Annotated in this window: 14 protein-coding genes; 4 read left to right on the forward strand and 10 right to left on the reverse strand. The window is 64.7% G+C overall.

Annotation, left to right across the window (positions count from 1 at the left end):
* Positions 1-81: 81 nt before the first annotated feature.
* Positions 82-2,355: an ATP-dependent helicase gene (locus tag GRI97_RS08390; RefSeq protein ID WP_235917730.1), complete on the reverse strand. Its 2,274-nt coding sequence runs from the start codon at positions 2,353-2,355 to the stop codon at positions 82-84.
* Between the two features lie 234 nt (positions 2,356-2,589).
* Between GRI97_RS08390 and GRI97_RS08395 the strand changes: the two genes are divergently transcribed.
* Complete coding sequence (locus GRI97_RS08395; RefSeq protein WP_161390588.1) at positions 2,590-3,873, forward strand: MFS transporter; 1,284 nt, start codon at positions 2,590-2,592, stop codon at positions 3,871-3,873.
* Here GRI97_RS08395 and rsmD read toward each other — a convergent pair.
* Together rsmD and GRI97_RS08405 are read right to left on the reverse strand one after the other, a co-directional pair.
* On the reverse strand, positions 3,827-4,441 hold the full coding sequence (gene rsmD, locus GRI97_RS08400) for a 16S rRNA (guanine(966)-N(2))-methyltransferase RsmD (protein ID WP_161390589.1): 615 nt from the start codon (positions 4,439-4,441) through the stop codon (positions 3,827-3,829). The two genes, GRI97_RS08395 and rsmD, sit on opposite strands and share 47 nt — an antisense overlap.
* Positions 4,441-5,508 carry a pseudouridine synthase gene (locus GRI97_RS08405; protein WP_328598516.1) on the reverse strand — a complete coding sequence of 356 codons (1,068 nt, stop codon included), beginning with the start codon at positions 5,506-5,508 and terminating at the stop codon, positions 4,441-4,443. Before GRI97_RS08405 ends, rsmD begins: the two co-directional genes overlap by 1 nt.
* Before the next feature lie 422 nt (positions 5,509-5,930).
* On the opposite strand from GRI97_RS08405, the gene GRI97_RS08410 reads away from it, so the two are divergent.
* Both GRI97_RS08410 and GRI97_RS08415 read left to right on the forward strand, forming a co-directional pair.
* Entirely contained in the window at positions 5,931-8,111 is a 2,181-nt protein-coding gene (locus GRI97_RS08410; protein ID WP_161390591.1) for a glycoside hydrolase family 3 protein, read from the forward strand.
* Between the two features lie 59 nt (positions 8,112-8,170).
* Complete coding sequence (locus GRI97_RS08415) at positions 8,171-9,880, forward strand: AmpG family muropeptide MFS transporter (RefSeq protein WP_377019126.1); 1,710 nt, start codon at positions 8,171-8,173, stop codon at positions 9,878-9,880.
* A gap of 60 nt (positions 9,881-9,940) precedes the next feature.
* Here the strand turns inward: GRI97_RS08415 and GRI97_RS08420 are convergent, their stop codons facing one another.
* From GRI97_RS08420 to trpB, 4 genes are read right to left on the reverse strand one after another with little or no spacing between them, the layout of a single operon-like run.
* Positions 9,941-11,242 (reverse strand): bifunctional folylpolyglutamate synthase/dihydrofolate synthase, encoded by a 1,302-nt coding sequence (locus GRI97_RS08420; protein ID WP_161390593.1) that lies wholly within the window; start codon positions 11,240-11,242, stop codon positions 9,941-9,943.
* 25 nt (positions 11,243-11,267) lie between these two features.
* Positions 11,268-12,116, reverse strand: coding sequence for an acetyl-CoA carboxylase, carboxyltransferase subunit beta (gene accD / locus GRI97_RS08425; protein WP_161390594.1), 849 nt, complete (start codon positions 12,114-12,116; stop codon positions 11,268-11,270).
* On the reverse strand, positions 12,113-12,904 hold the full coding sequence (gene trpA / locus GRI97_RS08430; RefSeq protein WP_161390595.1) for a tryptophan synthase subunit alpha: 792 nt from the start codon (positions 12,902-12,904) through the stop codon (positions 12,113-12,115). Before trpA ends, accD begins: the two co-directional genes overlap by 4 nt.
* Positions 12,901-14,145, reverse strand: a complete 1,245-nt coding sequence (trpB, locus tag GRI97_RS08435; RefSeq protein ID WP_161390887.1) for a tryptophan synthase subunit beta — start codon at positions 14,143-14,145, stop codon at positions 12,901-12,903. The genes trpA and trpB overlap by 4 nt, the downstream gene beginning before the upstream one ends.
* 156 nt (positions 14,146-14,301) lie before the next feature.
* Here trpB and GRI97_RS08440 point away from each other — a divergent pair, with 156 nt between their 5' ends.
* Positions 14,302-14,871, forward strand: coding sequence for an outer membrane protein (locus tag GRI97_RS08440; RefSeq protein WP_235917650.1), 570 nt, complete (start codon positions 14,302-14,304; stop codon positions 14,869-14,871).
* 83 nt (positions 14,872-14,954) lie between these two features.
* Here GRI97_RS08440 and GRI97_RS08445 read toward each other — a convergent pair whose 3' ends face one another.
* From GRI97_RS08445 to GRI97_RS08455, 3 genes are read right to left on the reverse strand one after another with little or no spacing between them, the layout of a single operon-like run.
* Positions 14,955-15,596 (reverse strand): phosphoribosylanthranilate isomerase, encoded by a 642-nt coding sequence (locus GRI97_RS08445; RefSeq protein ID WP_161390597.1) that lies wholly within the window; start codon positions 15,594-15,596, stop codon positions 14,955-14,957.
* A 30-nt stretch (positions 15,597-15,626) separates the two neighbouring features.
* On the reverse strand, positions 15,627-16,301 hold the full coding sequence (pyrF, locus tag GRI97_RS08450) for an orotidine-5'-phosphate decarboxylase (protein WP_161390598.1): 675 nt from the start codon (positions 16,299-16,301) through the stop codon (positions 15,627-15,629).
* Positions 16,298-16,657, reverse strand: coding sequence for a hypothetical protein (locus GRI97_RS08455; protein ID WP_161390599.1), 360 nt, complete (start codon positions 16,655-16,657; stop codon positions 16,298-16,300). Before GRI97_RS08455 ends, pyrF begins: the two co-directional genes overlap by 4 nt.
* Positions 16,658-16,730 lie beyond the last annotated feature (73 nt).

Below are 16,730 nucleotides of genomic sequence, written 5' to 3' on the forward strand. Positions count from 1 at the left end.
GCAACACGCTGCAAAGCTGCAGCGGCGCTTCAACCTTTATCGAAATGCCGTCGGTGCAGCGCTGCAACAAACACCCAAACCCTAATCCGCCGGCTTCACAAAACTATCAATCACCCGCTTGCTGCCGCTGGTCTCGAAATCGATATCCAGCTTGTTGCCTTCCTGCGCGCTCACCGTGCCATAGCCGAATTTTTCGTGGAACACGCGCGATCCGATCGCCAGATCGTTGCGCGGCTTGGCGGCGAAGCTGGCGGCGCTGCGGCCGGGTTCCTTGATGCGGGCGGGCTTGGGGTCATATCCGCTGGTCAGCGCGCGTTGCCAGCCCGGGCCCCGGGCCTGGCTGCGGTCGGGGCGGGATGTGCTGACATGGGCGAAGGGGTCGTCCTGCTCGCTCCAATTGGCGCGCCACAGCGATGCCCCGCCGCTCAGCGTCGATTCGATGGCCACATGCCCGTCGGGCAATTCGCCGACGAAGCGGGATGGGATGGAACTGGTCCACTGGCCATAGATGCGCCGGTTGGCGGCATGCAGGATGGTGCAGCGCCGCCGGGCGCGGGTGATCGCGACATAGGCCAGCCGCCGCTCTTCCTCCAGGCTCGCCAGCCCGCCTTCGTCCAGCGCGCGCTGACTGGGGAACACGCCTTCTTCCCATCCGGGCAGGAACACATGATCGAATTCCAGCCCCTTGGCCGCATGCATCGTCATGATGGTCACTTTCTGCGCGTCATCGGCCGCATCATTGTCCATCACCAGGCTGACATGTTCCAGGAAATCGCCCAGCGTCTGGTAATCTTCCATCGCCCGCGCCAGCTCGATCAGATTGTCCGCCCGCGATGCGCTTTCCGCCGTGCGGTCCGCCTTCAGCATCGCGTCATAGCCGCTTTCTTCCAGCACCACGCGCAGCAGATCGGCCGGCGTCTTGCTCTCCGCCATCTCGCGCCAGCGCAGGAAACTTGCCATCAGTTGCCCGATAGTCGTGCGGCTGCGCGCGGGCAGTTCCTGGCTGTCGGCCAGATCCAGCGCTGCGGCGGCCAGCGGCATGTTCTGGCGCCGGGCATGCAGATGCATCATCTCCAGCGCCTTGGCCCCCAGGCCGCGCTTGGGCTGGTTGTGGATCCGCTCGAACGCCAGATCGTCGCTCGGCTGCGCGATCAGCCGCAGATAGGCCAGCGCGTCGCGGATTTCGGCCCGCTCGTAAAAGCGAAAACCGCCGACAATCTTGTAGTTGAGGCCGATTTGTATGAACCGGTCTTCGATCTCGCGGGTCTGATATTGCGCCCGCACCAAAATCGCCACCTGATCCAGCGGGGCGCCTTCGCGTTCCAGCCGCTCGATCTCGTCGCCCACGCGGCGCGCTTCCTCGGGCGCGTCCCACACCCCGATCACGCGCACCTTCTCGCCATCATTGCGCTCGGTCCACAGCGTCTTGCCCAACCGTTCGCTGTTGGCCGCGATCAGCCCGCTGGCGGCGGCCAGAATATCCGGGGTGGATCGGTAATTCTGTTCCAGCCGGATGATCGCCGCACCCGGAAAATCCTTTTCAAAGCGCAGGATATTGGCCACTTCTGCGCCGCGCCAGGAATAGATAGACTGATCGTCGTCACCCACCACGCAGATGTTCTTGCGCGCCTGCGCCAGCAGCCGCAGCCACAGATATTGCACGGCATTGGTGTCCTGATATTCGTCCACCATCACATATTTGAAACGCTGCTGATATTGCTCCAGCACGTCGCGCTCGCGCCGCAGAATGTTCAGCATATGCAGCAACAGATCGCCGAAATCACAGGCGTTCAGCGCCTTCATCCGTGCCTGATAGGCGGCATACATCGCCTGGCCCCGGCCATTGGCATAGGCCTCGTTTTCCCCGGCATCCAGATCATCGGGGTTCAGCCCGCGGTTCTTCCACCGGTCGATCAGCCCCGCCAGCTGCCGCGCGGGCCAGCGCTTTTCATCCAGCCCCTCGGCCTGGATCAGCTGCTTGAGCAGGCGCAGCTGATCATCGGTATCGATGATGGTGAAATTGCTTTCCAGCCCCACCAGCTCGGCATGGCGGCGCAGCATCCTGGCGCAGATCGAATGGAACGTGCCCAGCCACGGCATGCCTTCCACCGCATCGCCGATCAGCTGGCCCACGCGGTGGCGCATTTCCTTCGCCGCGCGATTGGTGAAGGTCACGCACAGGATCTCGCTGGGCCAGGCGCGGCGCGAACGGATCAGATGCGCCAGCCGCGCCGTCAGCGCGGCGGTCTTGCCCGTGCCCGCGCCGGCCAGCATCAGCACCGGCCCTTCGGTGGTCATCACCGCCTGGCGCTGCGGGTCGTTCAGGCCGTTCAGCCAGGCGGGGGCATCGTCCAGCGGGCTGGTGGCGGCAGAAAATTCATGGTCGGTCACCGCGAACAACTAGGGAACATGGTCCCCCGGCGCAAGGTTGAATGGTTCCGCCCTGCGCCATGCCGCCCCGCTGCGGGGATGCACGGGGTAGGGGGGTGGCGGAGCAAGTGAAGGAACAGGCCGGCGGCTCCCCGCTGCACACCCTGCTTGACATGGTCACACTTCGGTCGCAGCGGGCGGATCAGGGGAGGGACCACCATGGATATCACACCGCTGCGCGCGAATAGCCGGGTATTGGTGGCCGCACTGGTCGGCACATCGGTCGAATTTTACGATTTCTACGTCTATGCCACGGCGGCGGCGCTGGTGTTCGGGCCGCTGTTTTTCCCGGCCGAAAGCGATGCGGCGCAATTGCTCTTCAGCCTGATGAGCTTTGGCCTGGCCTTCCTCGCCCGGCCGTTCGGCGCCATCATCTTCGGCCATTATGGGGATCGGCTGGGGCGCAAATCCACGCTGGTGTTCTCCCTGTTGCTGATGGGCATTTCCACCCTGCTGATTGCCTTCCTGCCCACCTATCAGATGGTCGGCTGGGTCGCCCCGCTGCTGCTGTGCATCCTGCGTTTCGGTCAGGGTTTCGGGCTGGGCGGCGAATGGGGCGGGGCGGTGCTGCTCGCGGTGGAAAACGCGCCCAAGGGGTGGGAAGCCCGCTTCGGCGCCGCGCCGCAACTCGGCGCGCCGATCGGCTTCCTCGCCGCCAATGGCCTGTTCCTGCTGCTGGGGCTGTGGCTGGATGATGCCGCGTTTGACAGCTGGGGCTGGCGCGTGCCCTTCCTGCTCAGCGCCATCCTGGTCGGGCTGGGGCTCTGGGTGCGCCTCAACATCAGCGAAACGCGCGATTTTGCCGAGGCGAAGGACACGGAGGCGCCGGTCGCCATGCCCTTCACCCGCGTCGTCAGCCAGCATTGGGGTGCGCTGATCGCGGCCAGTGCCGGCGTGGTCGCCTGTTTCGCGATCTTCTATCTCTCCACCGCCTTTGCCCTGGGGCACATGACCACGGTGCGCGGCATCGATCGCGAACCGATGCTGGCGCTGCAGCTGGCGGCCAATCTGTTCCTGGCGCTGGGTATCGTGCTCTCGGCCATCTGGTCCGATCGGGTCAGTTCCCGCTTCGTCCTGGGCGCCGGCGCCGCGGCGACCGTGGTGCTGGGCCTGCTGTTCGGCCCGGCGCTGGCCGGCGGATCGCTGCTGGTCGTGTTCCTGACACTGGCCTTCGCCCTGCTGGTGATGGGGCTGGTCTATGGTCCGCTCGGCGCCTGGATGCCCACGCTGTTCCCGGTGCAGCTGCGCTACACCGGCACATCGATCGCGTTTAACGGCGGCGGCATCGTCGGCGGCGCGGTGGCCCCCGTCGCCGCCCAGATGCTCACCAACATGGGCGGCATTTCCCTGGTCGGCCTGTTCCTCAGCGCCGCCGGTCTGGTCACCTTGCTGGGGATTATGCTGGGTCGTCCGATTCCGGTGCCGTCTCAGTCTCGGTGGTAATGTCGTCCTCACCCTGCTCCGACTGTTCCGGCAACCGCAGCAGGGTGATCCGGGCGGAACCCACCTGCCGTTCGGCATCCACGATGAACCCGCGCGCCTCGGCCGGTTCACTCCGCGCGGTTTCCAGTGCGATCCACGTCGCCGGGCTGATCCAGCCCAGCCGCGTCAATCGCTCCAGCGCCACCGCCCCCGCGCCCGTGCCATAGGGCGGGTCGAGCAGCAATATATCCACCGGCGCCCGCGCCGGGCCCATCCGCAGCACGGAGCCGGATTGCACATCGGTGCGGCGCTGCGCCCCAAGTGTGGAGATATTGTGGAGAAGGATTTTCACCGCTGCGGCATCCTGCTCAACGAACAGGCAATGCTCCGCCCCGCGGGACAGCGCTTCCATCCCCAGCGCGCCCGATCCGGCAAACAGATCGGCCACGCGCAGCCCTTCGAAACTGCCCACCCGGCTGGTCAGCATCCCGAACAGCGTTTCCCGCGTGCGATCGGCGGTGGGGCGGGTTCCCTCCCCAGCGGGCGCGCGCAACTGGCGGCGGCGCCATTCCCCGGCGATGATACGCATCAGGCTTCCTTGTCGTTCGTGTCATTCTTGGCCGTCGTGTCACCGGCGCGGCTGCGCGGCGGGCGCAGGCTGTTGCGGAACCGGGCGACATCTTCGGGATGCACCTCCACTGCGGCCCCGCGCGGCAGATCTTCCAGCATGAACGGCCCATAATAGGTCCGCATCAGGCGGGAAACGGCCAGCCCCAGATGCTCCAGCACCCGGCGCACTTCGCGGTTCTTGCCTTCGGTCAGCGTCAGCTCGATCCACTGGTTGCGCCCGGTCCGCCGTTCCAGATTGGCGTCGATCCGGCCGTAATGCACGCCTTCGATGGTGATCCCGTGGATCAGCTCTTCCAGCTGCGCCTGGCTGATATCGCCGAAGGTCCGCGCGCGATAGGTGCGCGGCACCCCGGTGGCGGGCAGCTCCAGCAAACGCTTCAGCTCCCCGTCATTGGTCATCAGCAACAGCCCTTCGGTGTTGAGATCCAGCCGCCCGATCGGCATCAGCCGCGGCGCCCCCTGCGGCAGCGCATTGCGCAGCGCGGTATAGATCGTCGGCCGCCCGGCCGGATCGCGTTCCGCCGTCAGCAGGCCCGATGGCTTGTGGAACCGGAACAGCCGGGTCCGCTCGGGCGCGGCCACCGGCTGGCCATCCACGGTCACCCCGCGCAGGCTGGTCAGGATCGTCGCTGGCGTTTCCAGCACCACCCCATCCAGCGCGATCCGCCGGTCTTCGATCATGCGTTCGATTTCGCGGCGGCTGGCCACACCGGCCCGGGCCAGAAGCTTGGCAATCCGCTCTTGCTTGCCATCGATATGCGGCGCGGGCGGGGCGGGCGGCGGCGGCGCGGCTTCGGCGGGCTTCCCGCGCCCCGATGCGGCGGCTGCTCGCGCTGGGGCGGGGGCAGGGCGCGCTCCGGCGCGGGCGGGGCGTGCATTTTCGCTCTTGCCCGCATAGGGTTTGGACTGTGCAGGAACGGGCTTGTCCCTGCGCTCGGTCGGGGTTTTCTCCCACGGCGCACGGCTCGAACCGGCATTCTCCCCGCTCTTGCTCGCCGCCTTGGCGCGCGCCTTGTCTCCCCACAACGGCTTCCCGCCGCGTGGTTTGTCCGTTGATTTCGCTGAATTTCTTTCATCACCGAAGCCCGACTTGCGGTTCGACGGCTTTTTCGGCCCGGGGCGGCGGGGCGGGTTTTTGTCTGACATTGTGGCGCCATAGCCGCCCGCGCGGCTTACGCCAAACGGGAAGCAGCTTTAGGGATGCGGCTGCCGCGCCGAATTGTGGTCCCGATCACTATCGAATTCCCGCCATCCGGTCTGTTCCCGGATCAACAAAGTCCGGCAAATAACGCATTTCGTTCGAAAATTCAGCCCATCGTGCCATACGCGCTGGCGGTTGACCTTGTGTTTCCACAGGCGGCAAACTGGCGTCAGGATCATGACAGCGATTACCTCCGGGCCAGAACCGCCCTATGGCCGCGCCTGTAACACGATATGTAACGGAAATTATGACAATTCATTTCTCGCGATCGCCCGTTTCTCATCGCTGGCTGTGGCCCCTGCTCGCGACAGCCGCGATCGGGCTGTTGCCGCTGCAGGCCCAGGCTGCTCAGCCGCCGGTCGAATCGCGCGTCAAGCCATTGATTGCAATCGATGATCTGCAGTTCCGCGATCTGAACGGCAATGGTCAGCTCGATCCTTATGAGGATTGGCGTCTGCCCGTCGAAAGCCGCGTCGACGATCTGGTCCAGCGGATGAATCTGGCGGAAAAGGCCGGGCTGATGCTGATCGACACCGCCAATGCCGCCTGCAACGGCGCGGTGTCGGGCGAGGCGATCGATTATCTCTACCGCCAGAACATGCGGTTTTTCGTGTTCCGCAACGCCGTGGCCGGCACACCCAATTGCATAGAGGGCGATGGCTTCCGCCGGTCCTCTACCCTGACGCCCACCCAGGCGGCCCGGTTCACCAATGCGGCCCAGACAATCGCCGAAAGCTCGCGCCTCGGCATCCCGGTGCTGTTTAAATCCAATCCGCGCAATCACTTGGACGGCGCCACCCGTGTCGGCATCAGTGAGGCGGCGGGCTCCTTCAGCGCCTTCCCACGCGAACCTGGCCTTGCTGCAGCGGTCCTCGGCAGCGATGGCGATACCCGCCTGATCCATGATTTCGGGCAAGCCGTTGCCCGCGAATGGCACGCGATCGGCGTTCGCGGCATGTATGGCTATCAGGCCGATCTGGGTACCGAACCGCGCTGGAACCGCTACCCACAGCTGTTCAGCGAAGACGCCGGCCTGACCGCCGATATCATCACTGCGCTGGTCCAATCGATCCAGGGCGGGGCAGGTTATTCCCCGTCCGGTATCGAACTGACAATCAAGCATTTTCCTGGTGGCGGCCCGCAGGAACAGGGGCTCGATCCGCATTATTCCTTCGGCAAGAATCAGGTCTATCCGGCCGGCAAGTTCGGCTTCCACATCGAACCGTTCAAGGCGGCTATCGATGCCGGGGCGGGCGCCATCATGCCCTATTACGGCGTCCCGATTGACGTGACGTATCAGGGGGTTCGTTATGAACAGGTCGGCATGGCCTTCTCCAGCCAGATCGTCACCGATCTGCTGCGCGGCCAGTTGGGCTTTCGCGGTTATGTGAATTCCGACACCTCGATCATTGCAGACCGCGCCTGGGGCCTGGAAGCAAAAACCATCGCGGAACGTCTGGCGACCGCGATCAACAGCGGAAACGATATCCTCTCCGGTTTCAATCGCGCGCAGGACATCACCGACCTGGTCGCGTCAGGCGCGGTGACGGAAAGCCGGATCGGTGAATCCGCGCGCCGCCTGCTGAAGCCCTTGTTTCTTATGGGGCTTTTCGAAAAACCCTATGTCGATGAAAGCGCGGCAGACGCGGTTCTGGCCGATCCCGCGCACGAGCAACTCGCCGCCGATATTCAGCGCCGCTCGATCGTCCTGCTGCAGAACGAGGGCGCGCTGCTGCCGCTCAGCCCCACCCGTCGCGTGCTCTCCGTCAATGGCCCGGCCACCGCCTTGCGCGATCTGGGCTATCAGGTGGTCGAAGGCGGCCCCGACGCAGCGGCAGACGCAGATGTCGCGGTCATCCGCGTGCAGGTCGATACCTCCGGCACCAATGCCTATAAATCCGACGATCCGGCCATGGGCATGGACCCGACCCATCTGAACCCGCGCACCGGCAAGCCCTGGGGCGCAGAGGATCGCTGCGTAACCACCGGGCAGGGCCCCTGCACGGACGACACGCTGATGTTCGGCGGGGCGTTCCCGTGGGAAAGCGACAACATCTCCTTCACCACCATGGCGGCCTCGCAATCCTGGAAAATCACGCCCTCTCTCAATGAGATAAAATCCGTGATGAACCGCGTCGGGGCGGACAAGGTCGTGCTCGCGATCGAATTTCGCCAGCCCTATGTGCTCGATACGGAAAGCGGCCTGCCACAGGCGGGCGCGCTGCTGGCCACCTTCGGCGTCAGCGATGCGGCACTGGCCGATGTCCTCACCGGCAAGGTCGATGCTGTCGGCAAGATGCCCTTCGCTCTGGCGCGAACCATGGATGCCGTGATCGCCAACGATCCCGATGCCCCGGGTTATGCGGCCCAGGACACGCTGTTCCCCTACAATTGGGGCCTGTCGCTCGATCCAACCGCCAATCGCTAAAGTCTTTTGCAACGCGACCCGATCGCATTACGGTCGCGGCCAATCATTGAAGGACGGGAATGGGCATGACCGAGGTTGCAGCCAAGAAGCCAGGCTGGCGCGTGCTGCTGCGCGCTTTGGGGCAGCGCAAGACAGGCTTCATGCTGCTGTTCGGCTTTGCCGCCGGCCTGCCCTACGCGCTGCTGCTCGGCACGCTTTACGCCTGGCTTTCCGAAGCGCAGGTCGATCTGGAAACCATGGGCGTCTTCTCGCTCATTGGCCTGGCCTATGCGTTCAAATTCCTCTGGTCGCCGCTGCTCGACCGGGTCGATCTGCCGCTGTTGCGCCGCCTCGGCAAACGCAAGCAGTGGATCGTGACCGCGCAATTGCTGCTCGGCGCGATCCTGGTGCTGCTTTCGCTGCTCAATCCGGTCGACGCACTCGGCTGGTTTTCGCTGCTCGCGGGCATCGGCGCCTTTGCCAGCGCCACGCAGGATGTGGTGATCGACGCCTGGCGCGTGGATGTGGCGGACGAAAAGGCCACGATCGACATCCTCTCCACCGTTTATCAAATGGGCTATCGCGCGGCGGCGCTGGTGGGCGGGGCACTGGCCCTGATCCTGGCGGCGCGGATCGGCTGGCCGCAAGTCTATGCGATCATGGGCGCAATCCTGCTGGTGATCGGCTTCCTTGGCCTGTTCGCCCCAGATGCAAAGCGCAGCGCAGAGGCGGATGCGGCCGATCAGGGTGAGGTCAGCGAACTGCGTCTGCCGGGCGCGATTGCGCCGAAGGTGCGGCGCAACTGCCTGATTGCCGTGGGTGTATTGTGGGCCTGGGCGCTGATCGTGGTCGGCGTCTTCATGGTCCGATCGCTGGGCGCAGATCCGGAAACCCGGCCCGATTCGGCGGCCTTCATCGCCACCTTTGGCCCGCTAATCGTGATCGCCACAGTGATCGTGCCCACCGCAATCGCGGCCTGGCTGGTCCGGGTGGAGCGGCAGGGGCGCTATCTGCTGAGCGAAGCGCAGCCAGCCCAGAGCGGGTTCGATCGGGCGATCGACCATGGCTATCGCGCGCTGATCCTGCCGCTGATCGATTTCGTCGGGCGGCTGGGCTGGGCGGTGGTGGTCGTGTTCGCCCTGGTGCTGACCTATCGCATCACGGATTCGATCTGGGGCACATTTGCCTATCCCTTCTATCTGGGGGAGCTGAAATATTCGAATGACGAGGTGGCGATCGCGTCGAAATTCTTCGGTGTCGGTGCGACCATTCTGGGTCTGGCACTCGGCGGAGCGATGCTGACCCTGCTCGGCCGGATGCTGACCTTGACACTGGGCGCGCTGCTCGCGGCGCTGACCAATCTGCTCTATGCGGATCTGGCGCTGGGCGGGTTGCGGATCGGCGCCGCCAGCGATCTGATCGGTTTTACCACGCTGGTCGAAGGGCTCGGCGGAGATCAGCGGCTGGCCAATCTGATGCTGGTCATCGGCGGGGAGAACCTGGCCACCGGCATCGCCGGTGCGGCCTTCGTCGCCTACCTCTCCTCGATCGTCGCGCGGCGGTACAGCGCGGTGCAATATGCGCTGCTGTCATCGCTGACGATGCTGGTCGGCACGCTCGGGCGCGGGGCGCTGGGGCAGATGATCGAACAGCGCGGCTATTACGATGTCTTTGTGCTCACCACGCTGATGGGGTTGGTGGCGGTGGTGCTGTGCGGGGTCGAATGGTTCCGCATCCGCAATCAGGGCCGCAACGCCGGCCTGAACGAAGCAGCTCTGGCCGGGGCGTAAAGCCAATAGCGGCGACGGTCAGGCTTTGGTGCCGACCGTCGCCGTGCTGTTTTCAGCAAATCAATCCGGCACTTCGTTGTTGGCGGCCAGCACCTTGCCCGCCAGATAGAGCGATCCGGCGATCAGCACCGGGGCGCCATCATCGGGCAGGGCGCGCAGGGCGCTGGCGACATCGGGCGCCCATTGGGCGCGGCCAGCATAGGCGTCCGCACCATGGCTGTCGCTGCCGTCGATCGGCACGGCCGTGACGCTGGCGGTCTTGTCCTGCAAAGGGGCCAGAATCGCATCGGGATAGCGATTGGCCAGCATGCCGATGATGACATGCACCTTGTCGACGTTCGCAAAATGGCGCCCCAGGGCCAGGCCTGCATCGGCATTGTGCCCGCCGTCCAGCCAAACGTCGCGGCCCGGCGCATGGGCGGTCAACGGCCCATCTGCCAGCAATTGCATGCGGGCCGGCCAGCGCGCCGCTCGAATGCCTTCGGCCATCGCTTCGGGCGATACGGTCACGCTGTCCTGATGGCGCAGCATGGCGACGGCCAGCGCGGCATTGTCACCCTGATGGCGGCCGGGCAGCGCGGGCAACGGCAAGGCGAGTTCGCCCTGGTGGTCGCGATAGGCGATACCGCTGTCGCTGACATCGGCATGCCAAGCCTGGCCACGCATCTGCAGCGGAGCGCCGGCCAATGCGGCAATGCGGGCGATCTCCGCTTCCACATGAGAGGCGTAGTTCTGCGTCACCAGCGGCGATCCGGCGCGGGCGATCCCGGCCTTTTCAAAGGCGATCCGCACGATCGGTTCAGTCGGCACGCCTTCTTCGGGCACCAGCAGGAACGCCTCGTGATCGATGCCGAGCGTGGCAATGCCGCAGGCTGCCGGGCGATCCATCACATTGGTGGCATCGAACCGGCCGCCCAGGCCAACCTCGATCACGCAGGCATCGGCCGGCACGCGGGCAAAGGCGAGCAGCGTGGCGACGGTCGTCACCTCGAAGAAACTCGGTCCCATGTCCTCACCAATGTCGAGCACTTCGCGCAGCAGATCGGCCAGCATGCTGTCGGAAATCAGCTGCCCGGCCACCCGAATGCGTTCGTTGTAGCGCACCAGATGCGGCTTGGTGGCCGTGTGTACGGTCAGCCCCTGGGCTTCCAGCATGGCCCGCAGATAGGCACAGGTCGATCCCTTGCCGTTGGTACCGGCCACATGGAACACCGGCGGCAGATGCAGTTGCGGATTGCCGACACGGGCCAGCAGATCGCGAATGACATCAAGCCCCAGCCGCCCTTGCGGCAGGGTCAGCGCTGCCAGACGGTCAAGCTGAGCCTGCACCGCCGGATCTTCGGAAGCCGCAAAATCCTTCATTCTCAGGTCTTTCAGGGGCGGGTGTTCAGGCCGCTTTGGCAGGGGAGAGGTAATCGAGCACGCCGGCAAGCGTCTGCCGCAGTTCCTTGCGGTGGACGACCATGTCGACCATGCCATGCTTGTGCAGATATTCGGATCGCTGGAACCCTTCGGGCAGCTGTTCGCGAATGGTTTCCTGGATCACCCGCTGGCCGGCAAAGCCGATCAGCGCATCGGGTTCGGCGATATGGATATCGCCGAGCATGGCATAGCTGGCGGTAACGCCGCCCGTGGTCGGGTCGGTCAGCACCACGATATAGGGCAGGCCGGCTTCGCGCAGGCGACGCGTCATCACTGTCGCCTTGGGCATCTGCATCAGGCTGAGGATGCCTTCCTGCATGCGCGCACCGCCGGCAGCGGTGCAGACGATGAAGCCGCAGCGTTCCTTAAGCGCGCGGGCCGCGCCGTTGCAGAAGGCCTGGCCCACGGCCATGCCCATGGAACCGCCCATGAACATGAAATCCTGCACGCCGACCACGGCGCGGCGGCCCTCAATCGTGCCGAAGCCGGACTGAAAGGCATCGCGATGCGGATTGCTGGCACGCGCCTGCTTCAGCCGATCTGTATAACGCTTCGAATCGCGGAACTTGAGCGGATCTTCCTGCACCACCGGTTCGGACAGCAGCTCGAACCCGGAATCGAGAATCTGCCCCAGCCGTGCGTCGGCGCCGATGCGGCCGTGATAGTCGCACCGCGGACAAACGGAGAGATTCTCCTCATATTCCTTGGCGAACAGCATTTCGTGGCAACGCGGGCATTTGACCCAGAGATTGTCGGGGGTTTCGCGCTTGGCCACGAAGGGCAGCGAATTGCGGACACGGGTAAGCCAGCTCATGCGGCGACCTTTCGGGCATTGTGCACCGCGTCAGCAAGCGCGGTGGTGAGTTCGCGGATCAGGGCAGGGGCATCGGCCCCCTTGGTTCCGGCCAGTTCGACCAGCGCAGAACCGACGACCACCCCATCGGCCACGCGGGCGATGGCGGCCGCCTGTTCCGGCGTGCGCACGCCGAAACCAACCGCCACGGGCAGATCGGTCGCCCCCTTCAGCCGGGCGACGGCGTCCTCGATCGATCCCAGCGCCGCCTGCTGCATGCCGGTGATGCCGGCGACCGACACGTAATAAAGGAACCCGCGCGATCCTTCCAGGATGGTGCCGAGACGGGCGGCATCGCTGGTGGGGGTGGCCAGGCGGATCGGGGCAATCCCGGCATCGCGCAGGGCCGGGCCCAGCGCGGCATCTTCTTCGGGCGGAATATCGACGCAGATCACGCCGTCGATCCCGGCCTGTGCGCATGCATCGGCAAACCATTCGGGCCCACGAACCGTCATGGGATTGGCATAGCCCATCAACACCAGCGGAATATCGGCATGGCGGGCGCGGAAATCGGTGGCGATGCGCAGCACATCGGCCGTGCGCGTGCCGGCGCCCAGCGCCCGCAGATTGGCAGCCTGGATGGCGGGGCCATCGGCCATCGGATCGGTGAAGGGCATGCCCAGTTCGATGACATCGGCGCCACCGGCAACCAGCGCGTCCAGATTGGCGGCTGTGTCCCCGTCACCGGCGGTGATGAAGCAGACCAGGGCAGGGTGGCCCTTGGCGAAGGCAGCAGCAAGACGGCTCACAGATCGAATCCCAGCGCATCGGCAACGGTGAAGATGTCCTTGTCCCCCCGGCCGGAGACATTGACGACGAGGAGCTTGTCCTCATCCATGGAGGCGGTCAGATCGGGCAGCGCGGCCAGCGCGTGGGCGCTTTCCAATGCCGGAATGATGCCTTCCAGGCGGCAGCACAGCTGGAATGCCGTCAGCGCTTCCTGATCGGTGATCGGCACGTAATTGACCCGGCCGCTTTCATGCAACCAGCTGTGTTCCGGTCCGATGCCGGGGTAATCCAGGCCGGCGCTGATCGAATGGGCTTCGGTGATCTGGCCGTCTTCATCCTGTAGCAGATAGGTCTTGTTGCCATGCAGGATGCCCGGCGCTCCGCCACGCAGGCTGGCGGCATGCTGGCCGCTGTCAATGCCATGGCCGGCCGCTTCGATGCCGGTCATGGCGACGTCCGGATCATCCAGGAAGGGGTGGAACAGACCAATGGCATTGGACCCGCCGCCCACGGCGGCCACCAACATATCGGGCAGGCGCCCCTCTGCCTTGAGCATCTGCGCGCGGGTTTCGGTGCCGATCACGCTCTGGAAATCGCGCACCAGTTCCGGATAGGGGTGTGGACCGGCGGCCGTGCCGATGATGTAGAACGTGTCATGCACATTGGCGACCCAGTCGCGCATGGCTTCGTTCATTGCATCCTTGAGCGTTTCCGCGCCGGAGGTGACAGGCTGTACCTCGGCACCGAGCAGGCGCATGCGGAACACATTGGGCTTCTGCCGCTCAACGTCTTTGGCTCCCATGAAGATCACGCAGGGCAGGCCGAACCGGGCGGCGACGGTGGCGGTGGCCACACCATGCTGCCCCGCACCGGTTTCCGCTATGATGCGGGTCTTGCCCATGCGGATCGCCAGCAGGATCTGGCCGATGCAATTGTTGATCTTGTGCGCGCCGGTGTGATTGAGCTCTTCGCGCTTGAAATAGATCTTCGGCCCCTTGCCGGCCGGCGCCAGTTCGCGGAAATGCGCGGTTAGCCGCTCTGCATAATAGAGCGGGCTGGGGCGGCCGACGAAATGTTCCAGCAGATCATCGAATTCGGTGGCAAATGCCGGGTCGGCCTTGGCCGCGCGGTATTCGCGTTCCAGATCGAGGATCAGCGGCATCAGGGTCTCGGCGACATATCGCCCGCCGAACTGGCCGAAATGGCCCTGTTCATCGGGCAGGGTGCGGAGGCTGTTGGGGCGCTGTTGCGATGCGTTCATAATGGCTGTGCGATTGGCAGAGCGCGCGACGCAAGTCCACCATTTCACGCAATTGTGACCGCGCAGCTCTCTTGCCATGCTTTGCTGCACAGCTGCCACACCCGCTTTCTAAATCGCTGATTTGTTGTGTTGCATAGAGGCAACTATGGTGTGCCAATGTGCAACATCCTGCTTGCCTGGCTCTTGTCGGCAAAAATCTGGAACGCTAACTCTCGCTCGTTCCCAGAAGAAGGAACATTTGTTCTCAAGGAGTTACTTATGCGTAAGGTTCTTTTCCCGGTTCTGGCCTCGCTGGCAGCCCTCAGCGCCGCGACCCCTGCACTGGCAAACGAAGCCCGCGTTGAAGCCCGTGGCGGTATCATTTGGGGCTACGATGAATCCGAAGCGACCGCTGGCGTTGCTGCAGGCTATGATTTCGATCTCGGCAATGTCGCTTTTGCCGGCGTCGAAGTGTCGGGCGACAAAATCCTGACCGAAGGCACCAAGGTGAGCTTCGGCGTGAGCGGTCGCGTTGGCGGCAAGATCGGCGAAGACGGCAAGCTCTATGTCGCTGGCGGCTGGCAGAGCGAACCGGTCAGCCACACCACCGACCTGTGGTCGATCGGTGCCGGCTATCAGCACAACATCGGCCAGAAGCTGTACGGCAAGGTCGAATATCGCCACTACTTCGGCGACTACGACATCGATGCCGATTCCGTGATGGTCGGCCTGGGCGCGCGCTTCTGATAGCGGCTACCAGATTGCAGGGAATGGGGCGGTCCGGGAACGGGCCGCCCTTTTTCTTCGCGTCTACGGCCAATCTTTGGCTGTCAGGCCGCGTGAACGGCGCGGCAGAAGGCGCGAATCTTGTCCGGATCCTTTTCCCCCGGCGCGCTTTCCACGCCGGACGATGTGTCGACCAGACGGGTGCCGGTCTGGCGGATCGCATCCGCGACATTGTCGGCCGACAATCCGCCGGCCAGCCCCCAAGGGCCAGCCACGCGTTGAGCGGACAGCAACGACCAATCGAAGCTGAGACCCATCCCGCCGGGCAGTGCGCCCTTGGGTGTCTTGGCATCGAACAGCAGCAGATCCGCCAGCCCGCGATAGTCCGCGGCCTGTTCGACATCGGCAGCGGTTGCGATTGGCAGCGCTTTCCATACCGGCAGGCCGAAACGGGCCTTTACCTCTGCCAGCCGGGCAGGCGTTTCATGGCCATGCAGTTGGATTGCATCGATTGCTGCTGCAGCCAGTGTTTCGGCGATGACGGCATCGCTGGCATCGACGAACAACGCGACCCGCTGGATGCGACCGGCCGCCTGGGCGGAAAGCCGGGCTGCGTCAGCCAGCGGCAAAAAGCGGGGCGATGGCGGGTAGAAATTGAACCCGCAGTAATCCGCCCGCGCTTCGATGCAGGCGGTCAGCGCGGCTTCCGTCTTGATCCCGCAGATCTTGGTTTCAGTCTTCTGCATGTCTGAGCTTCTGGTAGCTGCTGCCGGCAATTAAAGCGTTGCTTCGATCTCTCGCGCGGCCTGCACCGGATCATCGGCCCGGCTGATCGGGCGACCGATCACCAGCACGCTGGCGCCGTCATCGCGCGCCTGGCGCGGGGTGACGACGCGCTTCTGATCGCCGACCGCGCTGCCGGCGGGGCGCAGGCCGGGCACTACGAAATAGCCCTTTTTCCACTGGCGGTGGACATCGCCCACTTCCTGTCCGGAACACACGATCCCGTCCAGTCCGGCCGCTTCTGCCAGTTCGGCCAGCCGCATCACCTGATCATGCGGGGTGCCCTGTACGCCGGTGCGGGCCAGATCGCGCTCGTCCAGGCTGGTCAGCATGGTGACGGCCACGACCTTGGTGTCGATTCCGGCTGCAGCCTTGGCATCTTCCATCATCGCCCGTCCGCCGCTGGCGTGGATCGTGACGATCGCCGGCTTCAGCACATTGATCGCCTGCATCGCGCCGGCAACCGTGTTGGGAATATCGTGCAGTTTCAGGTCCAGGAAAATCGGCAGCCCTACCTGCGCAATCTCGTGCACGCCGTGGTGCCCATGGGCGCAGAAGAATTCGAGACCCAGCTTGAGCCCGCCGACATGATCGCGGACTTTTTCCGCCATGGCCCTCGCCGCATCAAGCTGCGGCATATCAAGCGCGAGGAAGACGGGATTGCTCATGGGCGAAGGGGGCTTTCGGAAATCGGAGTCTCGGGTTCGGAGACAGGTGGGTGCGGTGTGGCAACGGGTTCATCAACCGGTGCCACGGGGGCAACCGGGGCCAGCGCGGCAGCAGCAGTGCGCGCGGCGTTTTCCAGCGATGCGATGCGGCGGTTCAGATGCCAGCGGGTGCCGCGATGCAGCAACCACATCGGGACCAGCCCCAGCAGGAAGGATGCCAGCACCAGAGCCGGGATCTTGGTTTCGAGAACCAGCCCCTGCCAGATGTTGACCTCCACCGGTTTCCAGTTGGCGAACGAAAACAGCAGCAGCGCGACGATCAGCACGATCGCGACGATTGTGCGGATGATTTGCATGGGTGCTTCCTTTCACTATCCCGGCGGGACGGATGCTAGGGCGATTGCAATGACTTGGGAAGAGCGGGCACTG

It is taken from the genome of Croceibacterium xixiisoli, assembly GCF_009827305.1.
Classification (GTDB): domain Bacteria; phylum Pseudomonadota; class Alphaproteobacteria; order Sphingomonadales; family Sphingomonadaceae; genus Croceibacterium_C; species Croceibacterium_C xixiisoli.